Origin of the sequence: Salinisphaera sp. T5B8 (assembly GCF_040361255.1) — a bacterium.
Taxonomy (GTDB): Bacteria; Pseudomonadota; Gammaproteobacteria; order Nevskiales; family Salinisphaeraceae; genus Salinisphaera.
Map to the genome: position 1 here is coordinate 166,502 of NZ_APNG01000007.1, position 19,784 is coordinate 186,285.

Below are 19,784 nucleotides of genomic sequence, written 5' to 3' on the forward strand. Positions count from 1 at the left end.
GCCATGGCGGGTTTGAGAGAAAGGCTGGATCGCTTGCATCCGCTGTTCGCCAAGGGCGGGCGGCTCGAGCGTTTCTATGCGCTGTACGAAATGGTGGATACGTTCCTCTATTCGCCGGCGGATACCACCCGCACGGCGCCGCATGTACGCGACGGGATCGACCTCAAGCGGGTCATGATCTATGTGTGGCTGGCGACCTTCCCCTGTATCTTCATGGCCTGCTGGAACACCGGTTTCCAGGCTAATCTCGCGATGGCGCAAATGGGTGTCGACAGCGTCGACAACTGGCGCCAGGTACCGTTGCATCTGTTCGGCGTCAGCCACGACCCGGACAGTTTCTGGGATAACTTCGTTCTCGGTTTCTGGTATTTCGCGCCGGTGTATTTCGTCACCTTCGTGGTCGGCGGGATCTGGGAGGCGCTGTTCGCCGCGGTTCGCAATCACGAAATCAACGAAGGGTTCTTCGCGACCTCGATTCTCTACACCCTGACGCTGCCGCCCGCGATCCCGCTATGGCAGGCCGCGCTGGGTATTACCTTCGGCATCGTGGTCGGCAAGGAAGTCTTCGGCGGTACCGGCAAGAACTTTCTCAACCCTGCGCTGACCGGACGCGCCTTCCTGTTCTTCGCCTTTCCGGCCTACATGTCCGGCGATAGCGTATGGACGGCGGTCGATGGCTGGTCTGCGGCCACACCGCTGGGCCTGGGCGCCAACGACGGCATGAGTGCAATCACCAGCCAGATCACCTGGTGGGATGCATTCGCAGGCGATATTCAGGGTTCGCTGGGTTCGACCTCCACGCTCGCGATTCTTCTGGGCGCGGCGTTCCTGCTTTATACGCGGGTGGCGTCCTGGCGCATCATGGCCGGCTGCGTGGGTGGCCTAGTCGGTATTACCGTGCTGTTCAATCTTATCGGCAGCGATACCAACGCCATGTTCGCCATGCCGTGGTACTGGCATCTGGTGATTGGCGGGTTTGCCTTCGGCGCGGTCTTCATGGCGACCGACCCGGTCAGTGCATCGATGACCAATACGGGCCGGTTGATCTACGGCGCGCTGATCGGTGTGATGACCGGCCTCGTGCGCGTGGTCAATCCCGCGTTCCCGGAAGGCATCATGCTGGCGATTCTGTTTGGCAACATTTTTGCACCGCTTATCGACTATTTTGTCGTACAGGCGAACGTGCGTCGGCGCCAGAAACGCCTGGCCGGGGCCAACGGCAGCCGCAACGCCAAGTCGGCCGAAACGGTCGCCGCGGAGTAGATCATGGTAGGTATTGTCGGATTTTCGCGCGATGGGGTCGGCTACGTTGTCGCGGTCGCGCTCGCGGTCTGTCTGGTGTGTTCGGTTCTGGTCGCCTCGGCGGCGACTTTTCTCAAGCCCATGCAGACGGTGAATGCCAAGGCTGATCGGCGCAGCAACATTCTCGAGGTTGCCGGCTTGCCGAGCGGCCCCGATGTCGACGTGAATCAGGTCTTCAAGGATCGCATCGAAGCGCGCGTGGTGGATCTGTCCACTGGCGAGTATGTGCCGGACATGGAATCGGCCGAGTTCGATCAGCGTCGTGCGGCCTCCGATCCCGACACCAGCATCAAGATTCCGCGTTCGCAGGATATCGCCGATATCAAGCAACGCTCGAAATATGCCGAGGTCTATCTGGTCAACGACGAGCAGGGCAAACTCCAGACCATCGTGCTGCCGATCCATGGCTATGGTCTGTGGTCGACGATGTACGGCTTTCTCGCGCTCAAGCCGGACGCGAACACCGTCGAAGGCATCAAGTATTATGAACAGGGTGAAACGCCGGGCCTCGGTGCCGAAGTGGAGAACCCGCGCTGGCGCGCCAAATGGGACGGCAAGAAAGTCTACGGTGACGATGGCAACGTGGAGCTGAGCGTGATCAAGGGCAGCGTCGGCAGCAACACGCCGAATGCCCAGTACAAGGTCGACGGGCTGTCCGGCGCGACGCTGACCAGCCGCGGCGTATCCAATACCATCCACTACTGGCTGGGCGAAAACGGCTTCGAGCCGTACCTCGACAAGCTTCGCAGCGGCAAACTCTCGGCAGAGGGATAGACATGGCACAGAGTCAGGCTATGAAGGTGTTGACCGAACCGTTGGTCAACAACAATCCGATCGCGCTGCAGATTCTGGGCATATGCAGCGCGCTGGCGGTGACCAACCAGGTGGCTACCGCGCTGCTCATGAGTGTGGCGTTGACCGCGGTCACGGCCTGTTCGAACTTCTCGATCAGTCTGATCCGTAATCATATCCCCTCGAGTATTCGTATCATCGTGCAGATGACGATCATCGCCTCGCTGGTGATCGTGGTCGACCAGGTGCTCAAGGCCTTTGCCTATGACCTGGCCAAGTCGATGTCCGTGTTTGTCGGCCTGATCATTACCAACTGCATCGTCATGGGGCGTGCCGAAGCCTTTGCCATGAAAGAGCCGCCGGGTCTGGCGTTTCTCGATGGCCTGGGCAACGGCCTGGGCTACAGCCTGATCCTGTTGCTGGTGGGCACGATTCGCGAACTGCTGGGTTCGGGATCGCTGCTGGGTTATCAGATTCTGCCCCTGGCCAGCGCGGGCGGCTGGTATGTGCCGTTGGGCATCATGCTGCTGCCGCCGAGTGCGTTCTTTATCATCGGCTTTCTCATCTGGGGCCTGCGCAGCTGGAAACCGGAACAGAACGAAGAAGCCGATTACCAGATCCACCAGGTGCATCGCACCGAGATCGTCTAAGCACGGATCGACGAGGCATAGGACGTGGAAAACTATCTCAGTATCCTGATCAAATCGGTCTTCATCGAGAATCTGGCCTTGGCCTTCTTTCTCGGGATGTGCACCTTTCTGGCGCTGTCGAAGAAAATCTCGACCGCGATCGGCCTGGGCGTGGCGGTTATCGTCGTGCAAGGCCTGACCGTGCCGGTCAACAACCTGATCTACCAGCACCTGCTCAAGGAAGGCGCGCTGGCCTGGGCCGGTCTGCCGAATACCGATCTGAGCTTTCTCGGGCTGATCAGCTATATCGGCGTGATCGCCGCCATCGTACAGATACTGGAAATGTTTCTGGATCGGTTCGTGCCGGCGCTGTATGCGGCCCTGGGTATCTTTCTGCCGCTGATTACCGTGAACTGCGCGATCATGGGCGGTTCGCTGTTCATGGTCGAACGCGACTACGGCTTCGGCGAAAGTGTGACCTATGGTCTGGGCAGTGGCATCGGCTGGGCGCTGGCGATTGCGGCCCTGGCCGGCGTACGCGAAAAGCTCAAGTATTCCGATGTGCCGGACGGCCTTCAGGGGCTGGGCATCACCTTCATCACTGTGGGTCTGATGTCGCTTGGCTTCATGGCCTTTTCCGGTATCCAGCTCTAGATAGGCGGCTTTGCGAGAACGTGAGAACTCATGGGTGAACTAGCGCAAATCAGTCTCGGTGTCGCCGTCTTTACCGGCGTCGTCCTGTTTCTCGTGGTGGTGATTCTGCTGGCGAAGTCGCGGCTTGTTGCCAGCGGTAACGTCAATATCGAGATTAACGGCGAAAAGACGATCAAGGCCGCGGTGGGCACCAAATTGCTGGGCGCACTGGCCGATTCCAAGCTCTATGTGTCGTCGGCCTGCGGTGGCGGCGGCACCTGCGCCCAGTGCCGGGTGAAAGTGCTCGAAGGCGGCGGCGCGATCCTGCCCACCGAGGAAAGCCATATCAACAAGCGCGAAGCGCGCGAAGGGGATCGGCTGTCCTGCCAGGTGACCGTCAAGCAGGACATGAAGATCAAGGTTCCCGAGGAGGTCTTCGGCGTCAAGCAGTGGAAGTGCAAGGTGCGCTCCAATGACAACGTCGCCACCTTCATCAAGGAACTGGTGCTGGAACTGCCCGAGGGCGAGCACGTCAATTTCCGCGCCGGCGGTTATATCCAGATCACCTGTCCGCCGCACGAGGTGGCTTACAAGGACTTCGTGATCGACGAGCGCTTCCATGAGGACTGGGATACCCATAACCTGTGGCGCTATGTCTCGAAGGTCGACGAAACGGTAACGCGCGCGTACTCGATGGCGAACTATCCGGAAGAGAAGGGCATCATCATGCTCAATGTCCGGATCGCCACGCCGCCGCCGCGCAATCCGGACGTCAAGCCGGGCGAAATGAGCTCCTATATCTTCTCGCTCAAGCCGGGCGATGAAGTACTCATTTCCGGACCGTTCGGCGAATTCTTTGCCAAGGATACCGACGCCGAGATGGTGTTCGTGGGCGGTGGCGCCGGTATGGCGCCGATGCGTTCGCACATCTTCGATCAACTCGGGCGGATCAAGACCAACCGCAAGATGTCGTTCTGGTACGGCGCGCGTTCCAAGCGTGAGATGTTCTATGTGAACGACTTCGACACGCTCGCGCAGGAGAACGACAACTTCACCTGGACCGTGGCCCTGTCCGACGCCAAGGAAGAGGATGAATGGACCGGCGAGACCGGCTTCATTCATAACGTGCTCTATGAGCGCTACCTCAAGGATCACCCCGCGCCGGAAGATTGCGAATACTATCTTTGCGGGCCGCCGATCATGAATGCGTCGGTGATCAGCATGCTCGAAGACCTCGGCGTGGAGCCGGAAAACATCATGCTGGACGACTTCGGCGGCTAGGGTCGGCCTATGCGCGCTGCCGGCTTCGCATTCGCCTGCAGAGCTCGCCGTGGTGCGCAGGTTGCCCGTAACCGTCATTCGACCCCGCGTCCGGCTTAGCCAGCGCGGGGTTTTTACGTTGAGCGCGCCGCAGCCGCCGATGACGGGCTGACAAGCGCGCTGTCGATAACGCGCAGGAACCCCTATGCATCGCAAACTTCGTGATTTCGGCCCGGCGCGGGCGGCCAGTGGCGTGTTCTTCGCGCTCGCGTTCGCGCTCGTGCTAGCCGCCTGTACCGGTGAGCAGCGCGAGCCGGTGCGCGTGGAGGGGCCGGCTCAGGGCACCACCTATAGCGTGACGGTCATGAATCCGCCGGCCGACCTCGACGAGGCCGGCCTGAAGGACGCCATGGGCACGGTTATCGCACGCATCGACGCCCAGATGTCGACGTGGCGCGACGATTCCGAGATCGTGCGTTTCAATGCCGCGCCATCCGGCGAATGGGTCTCGGTATCACCCGAGCTTGCCGAGTTGAGTGCGCAGGCCTTGGCCATTGGCAAGGAGACCGGGGGCGCGTTTGACGTAACTCTGGGCCCGATTCTCAAGGTCTGGGGGTTCGGTGCCGACGCCGATGCACCCAGCCATCTGCCGACCGCCGACGAGCTGGCCGCCGCGCGCGAAAAGACCGGCATCGGCCTCATCGACGTGCGACAAGATCCGCCAGCACTGCGCAAGCGCTCGCCCAACGTCACGCTCGATCTTGCCGGTCTGGCCCAGGGCTATACCGTCGATCTGATGGCCGCGCGCCTCGATTCCCTGGGCGCGAAGCGCTATCTCGTAGAGCTCGGCGGCGAGCTCTACGCCAAGGGCAACAAGCGCGGCCGTTCGCCCTGGCGTATCGGTATCGAAAAACCCAAGGCCGGTACCCGGGAGATCGAGCGCGTGGTGGGGCTGGCCAATGCCGGTATGACCACCTCGGGCGATTATCGCGACTATTTCGAGCTCGACGGTCGGCGTTTTTCGCATACCATCGACCCGCGCACGGGGCGCCCGGTGGCCCACGATTTGCGCGCGGTCACGGTCATTGCGCCGGACGCGACCACCGCCGATGCGATGGCGACCGCGCTTTTGGTCATGGGCCCCGAAGCCGGACTGCGCTATGCCAACGAACACCAGCTGGCCGCGCTGTTCGTGAGTGGCGAGGCACCCGCGTATACTGAAAGCTACTCCAAGGCATTCGAACCCTATATCGAGGACTCGAAATGACACAGCTCGTAATACTCACGCTGGTGGCCTTCGCGGTCATGGCGCTGGTCGTCGCCGGCATGGCCGTCGGGGTCATGGTGACCGGACGCGAGATCAAGGGTAGCTGCGGCGGCGTCGGTGGCGGCGATTGTGCCTGTAGCAAGGGCGGCAGTTGTCCGACGGACGACAAGGCCGGCTCGCACTGATGTCGGCCCCGTCGCTGCTCATAAAGGATCATATGCGCGAGGTCATGGTGACCTTTCGCGCCGATACCGACGTCTTGCGTGCGGTACATCTATTGCTCGAAAACGGGGTGTCCGGCGCGCCGGTCACCGACCGCCTGGGCAATATCATCGGCTTTCTGTCGGAGAAGGATGTGATGGGCATCGCCCTCGAGGCGGGCTATTACGCCGACACCGCGGGCACCATCGAACGCCTGATGTCGAAAAAAGTCGTGACAGTGGACGCAGAAGATAGTATTGTTAGCGCCGCTCGGATATTCCGGGACTCGTCGATGAAGACGCTGCCGGTGATGCTCAATGGGCGTCTGGCCGGTATGCTGACCCGTCGCGACGTGCTCCGGGCATTCGAGCGGCAACGCTAGTCGAACGCTGTATTTCAGGTAGGTGTTCGGCGGCCGATTTTGTAGAAGCTGTATTGGCGAATCAGGCCCTTGCATTATGAAGGCCAAGTCATTATAGTTTCGCGCCATCGGGTGCGGGGTGGAGCAGTCTGGCAGCTCGTCGGGCTCATAACCCGAAGGTCGCAGGTTCGAATCCTGCCCCCGCTACCACATCTTGGTTGGATTAAAAGCCCCCGATGCGGGGCTTTTTTTATTGGCGCTTTATGTCGCAACGTCTTCACGAACTGCTCGAGCCGATCGTCACTGATCTGGGTTACGAGCTCTGGCATCTCGAATCCGTGGGTGCGGGGCGCAGCCGTGTGCTGCGTCTGTATATCGACTCGCCGGACGGTATCGCGCTCGAGGACTGTGAAGCAGTCAGTCACGAGGTGAGTGCCGCGCTGGATGTCGAAGACGAAGGCAGCGGTGAATACCAGCTGGAAGTCTCGTCGCCCGGCCTGGATCGGCCGCTGATTACCGGCGAACATTTTCGCCGTTTTATCGGCCATCGCGCCCGCGTGAACATGTTCGCGCCGGTCGGCGGCAAGCGCAAACTGCGCGGCACGATTCTCGCCGTTAACGGCGACACGGTTGATTTGGGCTGTGACGACCAGACATACAGCTTGGCGACAGGTGATATGGCAAAAGCCCGACTGGAGCCCGTTTTTGAAGAATAGAGGCCTTGTCGAGGCGGTTTTGCCGGTCAAACGCAACACGAACGATTTCGGGTGGCAGCGATGAACAAGAATGTCCTATTGGTCGCCGAGGCGGTTTCCAACGAAAAAGGCGTCGATCGAGAGATCATTTTCGAAGCGATCGAAGCCGCGCTGGCCTCGGCGACGCGCAAGAAGCACGGCGGCGAGATTGCTGTGCGTGTCGCGGTCGACCGCAAGACCGGCCACTACGAAACCTTCCGCCGCTGGCAGGTCATCGAGCCGGGCGCCGAAGGCGAGGATGGCGAGCCGGTGTTCATCGAAGCGCCCGAGCGCGAAATCTCGCTCGAAGCCGCGCGCGAAAACCACCCGGATATCCAGGCCGGCGAGTTCATCGAAGAGCCGATGGAATCGGTCGAATTCGGCCGTATCGCCGCCCAGGCCGCCAAGCAGGTCATCGTGCAGAAGGTGCGCGAAGCTGAGCGCGCCCAGATCGTGGATCAGTACAAGCATCGCGTTGGCGAGCTGATTACGGGGCTGGTCAAGCGCATGGAGCGCGGCGCGGTGATTCTGGATCTGGGCGGCAATGCCGAGGCCATTATCCCGCGCGATCAGATGATTCCGCGCGAGCCGATGCGCCCGGGCGATCGCGTACGTGGCTATCTCTACGACGTGCGGCCCGAACAACGCGGCCCGCAGCTGTTCGTGTCGCGCACCAAGCCGGAATTTCTGCTTGAGCTGTTCAAGCTGGAAGTCCCGGAAGTCGGTCAGGGCCTGATCGAACTGCGCGGTGCGGCCCGCGATCCGGGGCTGCGCGCCAAGATATCGGTGCTCGCCAAGGATCGGCGTATCGATCCCGTGGGTGCCTGTGTGGGCATGCGCGGTTCGCGCGTACAGAGCGTGTCGAACGAGCTCGCCGGCGAACGCATCGACATCATCATGTGGAACGAAAACCCGGCCCAGTTCGTGATTAACGCGATGGCGCCGGCCGAGGTCGAGTCGATCGTACTCGACGAAGATTCGAACAGCATGGATCTGGCGGTCGCCGAAGACGTGCTCGCCAAGGCGATTGGTCGTGGCGGTCAGAATATCCGTCTGGCCTCGGAGCTGACCGGCTGGAAGCTCAACGTGATGACCGTCGAAGATGCCGACGCCAAGAGCGAAGCCGAAGGCGAGGCCTTGCAGGCGATGTTCCGCGATCAGCTGGATGTCGACGACGAAGTGGCGGTCATCCTGGTGCAGGAAGGCTTTACCACGACCGAAGAAATCGCCTACGTGCCGCTTGACGAGCTCGCCGAGATCGAGGAATTCGACGAGGATATCGTCGAGGAACTGCGTAATCGCGCCCGCGATTATCTGCTCTCGAAGGCGATTTCCAGCGTCGAAGGCGGCGACGAACCCGAAGATGATCTCTACGAGGTCGAGGGTGTCGATGAAGAACTGGCCGCACGGCTTGCGGAAAACGGTATCCTCTCGCGCGACGATCTGGCTGAACTGGGTGCAGATGAACTCGTCGAGATGGTCGATATGGATGAGGCACGTGCCGGCGAGCTGATTATGGCTGCGCGGGCGCACTGGTTTGCTGACGAGCAGGCCGACGCCGAATAGAATTGTCCTGAATAAACGGACGCCCGGCGCGGCGACGCACCAGCGCGGGCCCCATGGAGTAAGCAGAATATGGCGCAAACGACAGTCAAACAGCTGGCATCGGAAGTCGGTATTCCGGTGGAGCGACTGATCACGCGCTTGGCCGAAGCCGGTGTCTCCGCTTCTACGGAGAGCGACGGCATTAGCGACGACGACAAGCTCAAGTTGCTGCGGCATCTTCGTGACAGCGGCAGCACGTCTCGTTCCGGCGGCAAGCTTGGCACCCGCAAAAGCGGTGTGTCGCTACGGCGGCGGTCGACCTCCGAGCTGAAGGTGAATACCGGCCGGGGCGCGACCTCGGGCCGTACGGTGAGCGTGGAAGTGCGCAAGCGTCGCACCTACGTCAACCGTCAGGAGCAGGCCGAGCAACAGGCGCGTGACCAGGAAGACCAGGCGCGGGCCGAGGCCGAACGCGCAGAACAGGATCGCGTGGCCCAGGAGGCGGCCGAACAGGCACGCCGCGAAGAGGCCGAGCGCGCCGAAGCCGAGGCCAAGGCCCAGCGCGAGCAGGAAGAAGCGCTGCGCCAGCAGGCCGAGGAACGGGCCAAGCGCGAAGCCGAGATCAACGCGCAGCGCGAGGCCAAGGAAAAGGCCGATCGCGAAGCGCTGGAAAAAGAGCGGGCCAAGCGCACGGTCAAGGTCGACGATGCGCGCTCGCGTGCACAGGAAAACCTGCGCCGTGCCGCACAGAGCCACGGTCGCACGGAAGAAGACGTCGAGCGCGAAAAGAATCGCGGCAAGCGCAAGGAACTGCATGTCGCCGAAGGCAAGCAGGGCCGGCGCAAGAGCAAGAAGAAGCGGGTCACGCGCAGCGCCAGCAAGGTCAATGTCGCAACCGAACACGGTTTCGAGCGGCCGACCGCGCCGGTCGTACGCGATGTGGAAATCCCGGAACTGATCACCGTAGCCGAGCTCGCCCAGCGTATGGCGGTCAAGGGCGGCGATCTGCTCAAGCGCATGATGAAGCTGGGCGTGATGGCCACCATCAACCAGACCGTCGATCAGGATACGGCGTATCTGCTGGTTGAGGAGATGGGCCACAATCCCAAGCCGGTGAAGTCGGAGAGCGCCGAAGAGACGCTCATCGACGAAGTCCGTGCCGAGGAAGAAGAGGTTGAAGGCGTCACCCGGGCGCCGGTGGTCACGATCATGGGCCATGTCGACCACGGCAAGACCTCGCTGCTGGACTATATCCGCCGTACCAAGGTGCAGGCGGGCGAAGCCGGCGGCATTACCCAGCATATCGGCGCCTACCACGTGAAACACGACAAGGGCGCGATCACGTTCATCGATACGCCCGGCCATGCTGCGTTCACGCGCATGCGTGCCCGCGGTGCCGAGATCACCGATATCGCGATTCTCATCGTGGCCGCGGACGACGGCGTGATGCCGCAGACCAAGGAATCGATCCAGCACGCGCGTGCCGCGGGTGTGCCGATCGTGGTCGCGGTCACCAAGATGGACGTGCCGGCCGCGGATATCGACAAGGTCAAGAGCGGGCTGTCGGCGGAAGACATCATTCCGGAAGACTGGGGCGGCGATACCATGGTGGTGCCGGTGTCCTCGCATACCGGTGAAGGCATCGACGATCTGCTGGATGCCATTCTGCTGCAGGCCGAGGTCGCCGAGTTCAAGGCGCCGATCGACGTGCCGGCGCGCGGTACGGTGATCGAATCCAGCCTCGAGAAGGGTCGCGGCCCGGTGGCCACGATTCTGGTCAAGGCCGGTACGCTCAAGCGCGGTGATGCCATTCTGGCGGGGCCGTATTTCGGGCGTGTACGTGCCATGTTCAATGAACTGGGCGAGCAGGTTAAATCCGCGGGACCGTCGATTCCGGTCGAGGTGCTGGGTCTGTCCGGCACGCCGGAAGCCGGTGACGATGCGTTTGTGGTGGCCAACGAGAAGCGGGCCAAGGAAATCGCCGCTCAGCGCGACGAGCGCGAGCGCGAGAACAAGCTGGCTCAGCAGCAGGCCGCACGTCTGGAAGAAGTGTTCTCGGCGATCGGCGAAAACGGTCCGTCGGAAACCAAGGATCTCAACCTGCTCATCAAGGGCGACGTGCAGGGCAGTGTGGAAGCGCTGGTCGAGTCGCTGGGCAAGATCCCGTCGGAAGAGGTCAAGATCCGGATCATTTCCAGCGGCGTGGGCGGTATCAGCGAATCCGATGTCGAACTGGCCCTGGCGTCCAAGGCGATCATCATCGGCTTCAACGTGCGTGCCGACGCCAAGGCTCGCAAGGTGATCCAGGAATCGGGCGTGGATGTGCGCTATTACAGCGTCATCTACGAAGCGATCCAGGACGTCACGGACGCGGTCAGCGGTCTGTTGGGCACGGAAGTGCGCGAAGAGATCATCGGCCTGGCCGAGGTTCGGGATGTGTTCCGCTCCTCCAAGCTCGGTGCGATCGCGGGTTGTCTGGTTGCCGATGGTAACGTCGTGCGCGGCCAGCCGATCCGCGTACTGCGCGACAACGTCGTGGTGTACGAAGGCGAGCTCGAATCGCTGCGTCGTCATAAGGACGACGTCAATCGCGTGCCGGCTGGTACCGAGTGCGGTATTGGTGTCAAGAACTACAACGACATCAAGCCGGGCGACCAGATCGAGGTCTACGAGCGTACCGAAGTCCAGCGCGCGGTCCAGACAGCCGAGCCGGCTTAAGCCGGCTCGGGAGCCGAAACCATGGCACGCGAATTTTCGCGCAAGCACCGGGTGGCCGAGGAGCTCAAGCGCGAGCTGGGCGTGCTCATCACCACCGAGGTGAAAGATCCGCGGGTACGTCTGGTGGCGATCACCTCGGTGGAAGTCTCCGCCGATCTGAAGTACGCCAAGGTATTCGTGGGCAGTTTCGATGTCACCGCCCCCGTCGGGCAATCGAACGAGGCCATCGAGGGCCTGACGGCAGCGCGCGGTTTTCTCAAGCGCGCGCTGGGCAAGCGTCTGCATCTGCGCGTCATGCCGGATCTGCGCTTTATCGAGGACACCACCGAGCGTGATGCCCAGCATCTGCGCCAGGTGATCAACTCGGCCGTCGCCGAAGACCGTCGTCATGGCGATCCCATGGCCGATGACGGCGACGACGCGGGCGATAGCGAGGCGCATGGGGCGTCGTAAGCGCGGCCAGGATATCGACGGCGTCATCCTGCTCGACAAGCCGCTCGGTTGCTCGTCGAACGCTGCCTTGCAGCGCGTACGCCGTGCGTTCGATGCCCGCAAGGCTGGTCATACCGGCAGTCTCGATCCGCTGGCCAGCGGGCTGTTGCCCGTCTGTCTGGGCGAGGCGACCAAGGTATCGTCGTACCTGCTTGCTGCGGACAAGCGCTATCGTGTAACCGCGATTCATGGCATGCAGACCGCGACCGGCGATCGGGAGGGCGAGATCGTTGCCTCCAGCGAACTCGCCATACCCGAGACAGAAGAGCTGGAACGGATTCTCACCCGGTTTCTGGGCGCCCAGCAGCAGATTCCGCCGATGTACTCGGCGCTCAAGAAAGACGGTAAGCGGTTGTACGAACATGCCCGCGCCGGCGAAACGGTCGAACGTGCGCCGCGCCCGATTACCGTGCATGAACTCGAACTGGTGGCCTGCGACGCCGACACGTTCACTCTTGATGCGCGCGTATCCAGCGGAACCTATATCCGTACGTTGGTCGAGGATATCGCCGCGGCCTGGGGCAGTGTGGCTCATGTGGGCACCTTGCGTCGGACCGCGATCGGGCGTCTGGGCGCCGAGCTCGGCATGATCCCGCTCGCCGACATCGAAGCCCGCGCGGAGTCCGGCCAGTCGATGGCCGATTGGCTGTTGCCAGTGTCGGTCGCGGTGGCCGACTGGCCGCGGGCGGTACTTGGCCCGGAAGATGCCGCGGCCATGGGCCACGGACGCGCGGTCGACTGCCCGATCGAAGTCGATGCCGAAACGACGCTTTGTATCCAGGATGAGAGCGGTTTGCTGCTCGGCCTGGGGTATATCGACGCGCACGGTCGACTGGCGCCGCGGCGTCTGTTCGCCCGCCCGCAACGCTAATAGGTATCGGCGCGCGCAGTTGGTGCCAGCCCTATGCGCATCGTACAAAACGTGTTGTACAGCGCGTCGTCAAGCCGCTAGAATATGCGCCTCGCGGCACAGGCGGCTGCCGCCCGGTGACCGGAGCGCACGGGCTTTTTCCAAACCGTTTCGTGGGGATGAGAGACGAAAGTCTCCTCCCGGCTTGCTGTTTGGAAAAGGCCGGGTTGCTCCAGCTAGGCGGGGCTGCGGTGTTTGTATTGTTATTCAGGAGTAAACATGGCCCTGTCCACCGAAGAAAAAGCGGAAGTCATCAACAAGTACAGCCGTGGTACCGGCGATACCGGTTCCCCGGAAGTTCAGGTCGCGTTGCTGACCACGCGTATCACCCAGCTGGGCGATCATTTCAATGCCCACAAGGGTGATCATCATTCCCGTCGCGGGCTGCTGAAGATGGTTAACCAGCGCCGCAAGCTGCTTGACTACATCAAGCGTCGTGATGCTTCGCGTTACAAGGCTCTGATCAGCGAGCTGGGTCTGCGTCGCTAAGCGCGATCATCAGATCCCAGCCAATGAAAGCGCCCCTCGGTACACCGAGCCGGGCGCTTTTTTGTTTGAAAGACACAGGATAATTCTAGTGAGCAACGTCACCGTTACCAGTAAACAGACCTTCCAGTTCGGCGAACATGCGGTCACCCTCGAAACGGGTGAGATCGCGCGTCAGGCCGACGGCGCCGTGAAGGTGAGCATGGGCGACACCGTGGTGCTCGTCACCGCGGTGGGCAAGAAAGAAGCCGCGCCGAACGCCGCCTTCTTCCCGCTGACCGTCAACTATCAGGAACGCACCTACGCCGGCGGCAAGATTCCCGGCGGCTTCTTCAAGCGTGAAGGGCGTCCGGGCGAAAAGGAAACGCTCACCTGCCGCCTGATCGACCGTCCGATCCGCCCGCTGTTCCCGAAAGGCTTCTATAACGAAGTCCAGATCGTGGCGACGGTCATGTCGGTCGATCCCGAGATCGATGCCGATATCCCGGCCATGATCGGCGCCTCGGCTGCACTCTGTCTCGCCGGCCTGCCGTTCGCCGGCCCGATCGGTGGTGCACGCGTGGGCTATGCCGACGGCGAATATGTGCTCAACCCGAGCGCGACCCAGCTCAAGACCAGCGATTTGAACCTGGTCGTTGCCGGCACTGCCGATGCCGTGCTGATGGTCGAATCCGAAGCCAAGCAGCTTTCCGAAGACATCATGCTGGGCGCCGTGCTGTTCGGCCACGAGCAGATTCAGGCCGCCATTCAGGCCATCGAAGCGATGGTCGCCGAAGCCGGCAAGCCCAAATGGGACTGGCAGGCCCCGGCCAAGGATGAATCCCTGGCTGAAGCTGTCGAGCGTGTGGCCAAGAACGACGTCGTCGAGGCCTACCAGATCGCCGACAAGCAGGATCGCGGTGCGCGCCTGAGCGAAATCAAGGACGCCGTTGTGGCCGAACTGGCCGCAGAAGAAGGCGAAGAGGGCTGGAGCCGCGACGACGTGAAGGCCGCGCTCGGCTCGCTGGAAAAGACCACCGTGCGTTCGCGCATTCTCGAAGGTCAGCCGCGTATCGACGGCCGCGACACGCGTACCGTGCGCGCGCTGGACATCAAGACCGGCGTACTGCCGCGTACCCACGGCTCGGCGCTGTTCACGCGTGGTGAAACCCAGGCACTGGTCGTCACCACGCTCGGCACCGGTCGCGATGCGCAGATGATCGACGCGGTCGAAGGCAAGTACGACGACCCGTTCATGCTGCACTACAACTTCCCGCCCTACAGCGTGGGCGAGACCGGCTTCATGGGCAGCCCCAAGCGTCGTGAAATCGGTCACGGCAAGCTGGCCAAGCGCGCGATCATGGGCGTACTGCCGGATCTGGAAAAGGAATTCCCCTACGTCATGCGCGTGGTGTCGGAAGTCACCGAATCCAACGGCTCCTCGTCGATGGCATCGGTCTGCGGCACCAGCCTCGCGCTCATGGATGCGGGCGTGCCGATCAAGGCGCCGGTGGCCGGTGTGGCCATGGGCCTGATCAAGGAAGGCGACAAGTTCGCCGTGCTCACCGACATTCTCGGCGACGAAGATCATCTGGGCGATATGGACTTCAAGGTCGCCGGTTCCACCGACGGCATCACCGCGCTGCAGATGGATATCAAGATTGCCGGCATCACCCGGGAAATCATGCAGGTCGCCCTCGACCAGGCCAAGGAAGGCCGCCTGCATATCCTGGATGTAATGAATCAGGCGATCGACAAGCCGCGTCAGGAAGTCTCCGAGTGGGCGCCGCGCATCTTCACCATCAAGATCGATTCCGACAAGATTCGCGACGTGATCGGCAAGGGTGGTGCGACGATTCGCTCGATCACCGAGGAAACCGGCGCGTCGATCGATATCGAGGATGACGGCACCATCCATGTCGCCGCGGTCGATAAATCGGCGGCCGATATGGCGATCAAGCGTATCGAAGACATCACCCGCGATATCGAAGCCGGCCAGGTTTACGAAGGCAAGGTGGTGCGTATCGTGGACTTCGGCGCGTTCGTGAATCTGGTACCGGGCCGAGATGGCCTCGTGCATATCTCCCAGATTGCCGATCATCGTGTCGAAAAGGTCAGCGACGAGCTCTCCGAAGGCCAGACCGTCAAGGTCAAGGTGCTGGAAGTCGACCGTCAGGGCCGTGTGCGCCTGTCGATGAAGGAACTGGCCGAGAAGCCGGCCGAGGACCAGGCCGACAGCTGATCGAGCGCCTAGCGCACGATCACGCGATCGACGGATCGAAAGGCGCCCTGCGGGGCGCCTTTTTTATGGGTGTTATATACTTAACGAACCCAAGTAAGTTCGGTATGGTTGGAGTTACTGCCCATTCGTAACCGCAGCATGAATAGTGATGAAAAGACCGACTACCTAATTGGCCAAGTCAACACGCTCAATACATTTTGCATAGCGCTTATTCGCTCTCATCCTGATTCGTCTGCATTGCAGGATGCGTTCGATAAGTCGCGCGAAATGGCCCTAGCAAAAGACGTGCAAACCACCGTTTCAGAGGCCACGTTAACTGGCGCTCGCGAACAGGCCGATCGCATTTCTTCGGCTCTAGAAATCGCGGTGAAACACCGAGGCAATCGTAATAAGGGTCCTTCTGATTCATAGTGCTCACAAAAAAGCCCGCCTATTTGGCGGGCTTTTTCTTGTCCTTGGGTTGGCGCCTCGGTGGCGGTGGCGTGTTGAGCATACGCTTAAGCACATCGTTCATTCGCCTGTTTGACTCTGATTCTGACGTTTCTCTAGTCATCGGGACCGGTTACCTCGCGCATTTCTTCGCCGTTCCAGGTGACAGGTATTTGCCAACACTGCTTGGGTGACGACTTAGCTATTTGTTCCTCAATCCTCGGCCACCACCTAAGTAACATTGCGCTACGTGGGAACAATTTCATGTTTCCCCATTTAGAGGCAAAGAAGAATACGATTAACCCCGCATCTCTGTACGCCTTTCTCTCGTGCGGCCGGGCATGCATAGCGACGTCGCCAGAGATGACCACCTGTCCGCCATCTGCACTAAATGATTCAATCCAAGGTACATCGGATTCTTGCTTTGAGCCGTCCGTGTATTCCGCAGCCGAAACAAACTCAAAACTTGGCAGCAAAGAGTCTTCGCTGGTTAACGCCTTGAAAAGCCTAACCATTTTGATGGGTACATTCTCATCAAAGGCGATCTTCAAAATTCAGCTAGTGCACTAGCGACATCTCAAAACGTACGGCCTCGAGCACTTCTGCTTTGGAGACTTCGTACCAATGCGCAACAGAATCGAAGGTTTCGCCCTCAACCTGCGTTGCGCTGAAGAGCGTCTTTGTGGGCACCTTATTGGTTTTTAGTATCGGACTTCCAAACGACCTTATAGGATCAATAACTACGTTCGGAGCTATGTCAGACCTTGGAAGCCAGCATTTTGCAAGGCCATCCGATCCGAACGTCACATCCTCATGTAAAGAATCGATAATTATCGGATGCATGGCCCAGCTATTTTTCGCTAAATTGAATAGCTTAGGATCGCCGGCCTGATTGGTAGCTTCGATAAAAATTGCCTTGCCGTCAGTCCTGAACATTGCTTCGTGTGCGAACGGCCGATCAACTTTCAGAAATTCTCTAGCGACATCCAACATCAGCCGAATGGACTGTGGCCGAACTCCTCGCTCAACGAAATAATCGATAAAACGAGCTTCCATTAGATTTACGAAGCTAATGGCGTTCTTGCTGTTCTCACGCCCAATTTGGTTATCGATAATAGCGCTCTTGCCGCTCGCGTAACCCTGAAACCAGTTACGCACTCGTTGAGCGCTTACATCAAGCAACAACGCCGCCTGCGGTATCGTGTAAATACCCGAGGAAGCGAGGTTGATGGAGCTACTAGTATTCATTGGACTGCCGCAGATGACTCCGGGTACATAAGGCGCTTGCCAGCGATACGCGTCAGTAGAAGGTCCGCGCGGTCGCCATCACTATAGCCATTCTTGACGCGGTAGTTCCAGCGAAAATCGAACTCGCCCGCGTAGCGCTTTAGATGCTGCTCGCTCACATGGTGGAACGTGCCGATCTGGCCGCGCTTGAGCAAACTAAAGCAGCCTTCGATCGTGTTCGTGTGAATCGGGCCGCGTACGTACTCACCGATGCCGTGGCTAACAACACCGTGACTGGCGAACTTGCGGCCGACCTTCGTGTGCTGCGACGCTTCGTCTGTCATTAGGTTCGCGTCTGCGGCGATCTGGTCTTCCATTATCGGCGCGAGCGCCTTGGAATTGACCGCAGGCACCGTAAAGCTGCGGGCCTTGCCGTCGCGCTCAAGCAGGGTGAATACCTTCATCTTGTGCGCGTAGCCGCGACCCTTCTTGCTCTGGGTGCGCTGCTTCTTGGCTTTACCGCCCCAGAACGTTTCGTCAACCTCGACCGTGCCGCCACCGCCGCCCATCGGGCTCCCGCCTTCGCTCATGGCTTCGCGGATGCGATGAGTCATGAACCACGCCGTTTTGTACGTGACGCCAATCATGCGGTGAACCTGATGGCTGCTGATACCTTTCTTGCTGGCGCATATTAGGTGAGCAGCCATGAGCCACTTGTTCAGCGGTACGCGGCTGCGCTCGAAGACCGTGCCGACCGTCACCGTGAACTGCTTACGGCAGTCAGCACACTTATACAGGCCGGGGCGGGTGCTCTTACCTTCCAGCTTGTAGGCGTTGCCTTCTACGCCACAGTGCGGGCAGACCCGACCATGCGGCCACCGCAGAGCTTCTAAATACTCGCGGGCTTTGTCGGCATCCTGAAACTCGGGTTTGGTCAGATCGCACATAAGCTCTGCTCCTATGTGCTTAGTATCCTTCTCGAGCTGGATGTGTAAAGTATATAACTGTCTTTTTATACGCATCGTCGGATTAACGCCAACCCGGACGCCGCCGGGTTGGCGTGTCGGGGTGCACTGCAGCGTGGAACAAGCCATGTCGGCTGGCCTGAGACGAAGGCTGCAAGCCGACGGCAGCTCGGCGGTGATGCCTGCCCGTATTCACGTGGCCGCACCGGCCGTGGTCGGGTTCGGCCCGTATTGGAGTAACCGGGGCAACTCCATCGTTCGCACTATTTTTTATCGCGCCCATAAAAAAGCCCCCTAGGGTAAGGGGGCAAGGTGCGAGAAAGGCCGTCAGGCCTTTCGGAGGAGATTCGGTTATCAGCGTGTTCGCTGATGTTGCGTTGCAGTATACGCCGTCTACGACTTTAGTCAAGCATCGTGGTTGGAAAAAGTTCTATCGTTTTTCTATTGGTCCGATTGCTTGTCACGATCATCTGTATCGGCCGATGACTGGCCAACTTGCGGCGTGTCGCTATCTTTTTCCTTGCGCTTGAGATTGGCCAGGAATTCGCGCCGTACGGTGCGCCAGATGGGCACCTGATACTGCGAAAGTTCGCGCAGGGCGGTGAGCGGGTTGTTGACGTCCAGCAAGCGTGCCATGCGGTGCTTGAACTGCTGTTGCTGCTCGCTGAAGAACTCCAGCGACAGTTCCAGATACGAACTCACGGTGCTTTGCATGGAGTCGCCGTAGAACCGGATGATGTTGCGCAAGACTTCCGTACGGAAGATCGGGTCGCCGCCTTCTTCCTGTTCACTGATGACCTGGAGCAGGATGCTGCGGGTAATATCGTCACCGCTGCGCTTGTCGATCACGGTGAAGTGCTCGCCCTTGATCACCAGTTGGCGGATGTTTTCCAGGGTGATGTAGCGGCTGACTTCGGTATCGTATAGTCGCCGGTTCGGATACTTCTTGATGATGCGTGTCTTGTCACTCATCCCCTTGCCCCGTCATTTGAGAGTAGCGCGGCGCGCAGCTTGCTGCATCGCGGCAATACGATTGTGCCAGATCGGCCGACGCAAACGTAGGGCATTGAGTCGGCGGTAATAAAAACGCCCGCACGAGGCGGGCGTTTGCGGGCCGATAGGCGCTGGTTTCAGCGGCCGAGCTGGCGCTCGCGGATCTCGTCGAGGCTTTTGCAGTCCACGCACAAGGTCGCGGTGGGGCGGGCCTCGAGACGACGAATGCCGATCTCGGTGCCACAGGTATCGCAGAAGCCGTATTCGTCGCGGTCCACCCGGGCGATGCCCTGATCGATCTTGCGAATGAGTTTTCGCTCGCGATCACGCGTGCGCAGTTCAAGACTGAACTCCGATTCCTGGCTCGCACGATCGGTCGGGTCCGGGAAGTTCGCGGCCTCGTCCTTCATGTGATGCATGGTGCGATCGACTTCTTCCATGAGCTCGCGTTTCCAGTTCACCAGGATGCGGCGGAAGTGATCGCGCTGCGCCTCATTCATATACTCTTCACCCTCTTTCGGGGTGTAAGGCGTAAATTGTTGAGGCGCCTCGAGTTTCGATTGTTTCTGAGTAGCAGCCATGCGGCCCCCGGGTCGGATAACAGCGCGTACGTTTAGCA

21 protein-coding genes and 1 tRNA gene are annotated in these 19,784 nt (G+C 60.4%); 17 read left to right on the plus strand and 5 right to left on the minus strand.

Features of this window, described 5'->3' with window-relative positions:
• Positions 1–3: 3 nt before the first annotated feature.
• The 17 genes from T5B8_RS08470 (at position 4) to T5B8_RS08550 (ending at position 15,962) form a co-directional block, all read left to right on the plus strand.
• The gene (locus T5B8_RS08470; protein WP_353177911.1) at positions 4–1,263 is read left to right on the plus strand and encodes an NADH:ubiquinone reductase (Na(+)-transporting) subunit B; all 1,260 of its coding nucleotides are present in this window, start codon (positions 4–6) and stop codon (positions 1,261–1,263) included.
• 3 nt (positions 1,264–1,266) lie between these two features.
• Entirely contained in the window at positions 1,267–2,076 is an 810-nt protein-coding gene (locus tag T5B8_RS08475) for a Na(+)-translocating NADH-quinone reductase subunit C (protein WP_353177912.1), read from the plus strand.
• A 2-nt stretch (positions 2,077–2,078) separates the two neighbouring features.
• Positions 2,079–2,744 (plus strand): NADH:ubiquinone reductase (Na(+)-transporting) subunit D, encoded by a 666-nt coding sequence (locus T5B8_RS08480; RefSeq protein ID WP_353177914.1) that lies wholly within the window; start codon positions 2,079–2,081, stop codon positions 2,742–2,744.
• A gap of 24 nt (positions 2,745–2,768) precedes the next feature.
• Positions 2,769–3,377: an NADH:ubiquinone reductase (Na(+)-transporting) subunit E gene (gene nqrE, locus T5B8_RS08485; RefSeq protein ID WP_353177916.1), complete on the plus strand. Its 609-nt coding sequence runs from the start codon at positions 2,769–2,771 to the stop codon at positions 3,375–3,377.
• Positions 3,378–3,407: 30 nt separating this feature from the next.
• Complete coding sequence (gene nqrF, locus T5B8_RS08490; protein ID WP_353177917.1) at positions 3,408–4,637, plus strand: NADH:ubiquinone reductase (Na(+)-transporting) subunit F; 1,230 nt, start codon at positions 3,408–3,410, stop codon at positions 4,635–4,637.
• Between the two features lie 184 nt (positions 4,638–4,821).
• The gene (locus tag T5B8_RS08495) at positions 4,822–5,883 is read left to right on the plus strand and encodes an FAD:protein FMN transferase (RefSeq protein ID WP_353177918.1); all 1,062 of its coding nucleotides are present in this window, start codon (positions 4,822–4,824) and stop codon (positions 5,881–5,883) included.
• The gene (locus T5B8_RS08500; protein ID WP_353177919.1) at positions 5,880–6,068 is read left to right on the plus strand and encodes a hypothetical protein; all 189 of its coding nucleotides are present in this window, start codon (positions 5,880–5,882) and stop codon (positions 6,066–6,068) included. The genes T5B8_RS08495 and T5B8_RS08500 overlap by 4 nt, the downstream gene beginning before the upstream one ends.
• A complete protein-coding gene (locus tag T5B8_RS08505; protein WP_353177921.1) occupies positions 6,068–6,466 on the plus strand; it encodes a CBS domain-containing protein in 399 nt (132 codons plus the stop codon). The genes T5B8_RS08500 and T5B8_RS08505 overlap by 1 nt, the downstream gene beginning before the upstream one ends.
• Before the next feature lie 112 nt (positions 6,467–6,578).
• A tRNA-Met gene (locus T5B8_RS08510) sits at positions 6,579–6,655 on the plus strand.
• Positions 6,656–6,708: 53 nt separating this feature from the next.
• Entirely contained in the window at positions 6,709–7,161 is a 453-nt protein-coding gene (gene rimP, locus T5B8_RS08515) for a ribosome maturation factor RimP (RefSeq protein ID WP_353177923.1), read from the plus strand.
• A gap of 60 nt (positions 7,162–7,221) precedes the next feature.
• Positions 7,222–8,745, plus strand: coding sequence for a transcription termination factor NusA (gene nusA / locus T5B8_RS08520; RefSeq protein WP_353177925.1), 1,524 nt, complete (start codon positions 7,222–7,224; stop codon positions 8,743–8,745).
• Positions 8,746–8,814: 69 nt separating this feature from the next.
• Positions 8,815–11,442, plus strand: coding sequence for a translation initiation factor IF-2 (gene infB / locus T5B8_RS08525; RefSeq protein WP_353177927.1), 2,628 nt, complete (start codon positions 8,815–8,817; stop codon positions 11,440–11,442).
• Between the two features lie 21 nt (positions 11,443–11,463).
• Positions 11,464–11,895, plus strand: coding sequence for a 30S ribosome-binding factor RbfA (rbfA, locus tag T5B8_RS08530; RefSeq protein ID WP_353177929.1), 432 nt, complete (start codon positions 11,464–11,466; stop codon positions 11,893–11,895).
• A complete protein-coding gene (gene truB, locus T5B8_RS08535) occupies positions 11,882–12,805 on the plus strand; it encodes a tRNA pseudouridine(55) synthase TruB (RefSeq protein WP_353177931.1) in 924 nt (307 codons plus the stop codon). The genes rbfA and truB overlap by 14 nt, the downstream gene beginning before the upstream one ends.
• A gap of 258 nt (positions 12,806–13,063) precedes the next feature.
• Positions 13,064–13,333, plus strand: a complete 270-nt coding sequence (gene rpsO / locus T5B8_RS08540) for a 30S ribosomal protein S15 (RefSeq protein WP_293627266.1) — start codon at positions 13,064–13,066, stop codon at positions 13,331–13,333.
• 88 nt (positions 13,334–13,421) lie between these two features.
• A complete protein-coding gene (gene pnp, locus T5B8_RS08545) occupies positions 13,422–15,551 on the plus strand; it encodes a polyribonucleotide nucleotidyltransferase (RefSeq protein WP_353177933.1) in 2,130 nt (709 codons plus the stop codon).
• A 138-nt stretch (positions 15,552–15,689) separates the two neighbouring features.
• Positions 15,690–15,962, plus strand: coding sequence for a hypothetical protein (locus tag T5B8_RS08550; protein ID WP_353177935.1), 273 nt, complete (start codon positions 15,690–15,692; stop codon positions 15,960–15,962).
• 134 nt (positions 15,963–16,096) lie between these two features.
• Here T5B8_RS08550 and T5B8_RS08555 read toward each other — a convergent pair whose 3' ends face one another.
• The 5 genes from T5B8_RS08555 to dksA all read right to left on the minus strand — a co-directional run bounded on the left by T5B8_RS08555 (position 16,097) and on the right by dksA (position 19,746).
• A complete protein-coding gene (locus T5B8_RS08555; protein WP_353177937.1) occupies positions 16,097–16,531 on the minus strand; it encodes a PIN-like domain-containing protein in 435 nt (144 codons plus the stop codon).
• A 7-nt stretch (positions 16,532–16,538) separates the two neighbouring features.
• Positions 16,539–17,228 carry a hypothetical protein gene (locus tag T5B8_RS08560; protein ID WP_353177939.1) on the minus strand — a complete coding sequence of 230 codons (690 nt, stop codon included), beginning with the start codon at positions 17,226–17,228 and terminating at the stop codon, positions 16,539–16,541.
• Positions 17,225–18,154, minus strand: a complete 930-nt coding sequence (locus T5B8_RS08565) for an IS1595 family transposase (protein WP_353177941.1) — start codon at positions 18,152–18,154, stop codon at positions 17,225–17,227. The genes T5B8_RS08560 and T5B8_RS08565 overlap by 4 nt, the downstream gene beginning before the upstream one ends.
• Before the next feature lie 459 nt (positions 18,155–18,613).
• Complete coding sequence (gene phaR, locus T5B8_RS08570) at positions 18,614–19,144, minus strand: polyhydroxyalkanoate synthesis repressor PhaR (RefSeq protein ID WP_353177942.1); 531 nt, start codon at positions 19,142–19,144, stop codon at positions 18,614–18,616.
• 158 nt (positions 19,145–19,302) lie between these two features.
• The gene (dksA, locus tag T5B8_RS08575) at positions 19,303–19,746 is read right to left on the minus strand and encodes an RNA polymerase-binding protein DksA (protein ID WP_353177944.1); all 444 of its coding nucleotides are present in this window, start codon (positions 19,744–19,746) and stop codon (positions 19,303–19,305) included.
• Positions 19,747–19,784: the final 38 nt, after the last annotated feature.